We start from the raw sequence: 1074 nt of genomic DNA, 5'->3' as shown, positions 1-1074 counted from the left end.
CTACCGGATCGTGATACATAAAACTATCAAAATAGGTGAATCCAGTAAAAATAGCTACCATCAATCCAACAATTAAGAGTATTCGTATATTTTTTTTCATAAAAATTCCTCGCATTTCTACCAATGCTTACATTATATGTTTTTTCAGAAAATAATTAATAGTTTTCTTATCAAAAATTTACAGTTGACAATCTCTAACTATTGAAATATATTTGAGACATCAATTTGTTAGGAGAAAACATTATGAAATCAATTAACTCTCTAAACATCGTGAATATTCGTTGGCAAAGCCGATAACTCAGATTGATCCGAGATGGATTCAATCTGAATAGGATTGAATCCATATCGGCTTATTAAACTATGATAATTTTAGAGCCCACATGGAAAATTTTTTAAAAATTTAGCCATGTGGGTATTTTATTTTTTAAGACAATCCCACACAATCTGGGGTTGTCTTTTTAATTTGGGGGAAATATAACGATGAAACATACGAGAAGACTTTACGCAACACTTGCTGCATTAGCAATGTTTTTAATTTTTGCATATTTTTATACGGGACGTGCTGATAGCCAAAAGCAAAATGCTATTCCAAAAGTTGGGGTCCTGCAATTAATGTCACATCCCGCTTTGGATCAAATTAATAAGGGAATCGACGACACTTTGAAAAAGAGTGGTTATATTGATGGTAAAAACGTCAAAATCGAATTTCAAAATGCTCAAGGGGATCAATCAAATCTTAATTCAATGGCACAACAATTGACTCAAAAGAAAAATGATTTGATCTTGGGTATTGCTACACCATCAGCACAAGCTTTGGCCAAGAAAACTAAATCAACTCCAATTGTTGTCACGGCTGTAACTAATTTAGAGAGTGCCGGTTTGGTCAAGAGTGATAACAAGCCTAATACTAACGTCACTGGTACTAAAGATTTAGGACCAGTTGATAAGCAAGTTAAACTATTAACTACTTTGACTAAGAATAATAAACCAATTGGTGTTTTATATAATTCATCAGAAGAAAATTCAGTTTTACAGATCAAGATGGTTAAAAAATATGCTAAAAATCATAATCTT

The 1074-nt window shown here is 31.9% G+C and carries 1 protein-coding gene; it reads left to right on the top strand.

Annotation, left to right across the window (positions count from 1 at the left end):
- Positions 1–480: 480 nt before the first annotated feature.
- Positions 481–1074: ABC transporter substrate-binding protein (locus FHL06_RS14010; protein ID WP_238334071.1), on the top strand; the 594-nt coding region annotated here is incomplete at its 3' end.

Origin of the sequence: Companilactobacillus halodurans, assembly GCF_009600985.1 — a bacterium.
GTDB lineage: Bacteria > Bacillota > Bacilli > Lactobacillales > Lactobacillaceae > Companilactobacillus > Companilactobacillus halodurans.
Note: the sequence above shows the minus strand (reverse complement) of the source record. Positions and strands in the feature narration are given on the sequence as shown.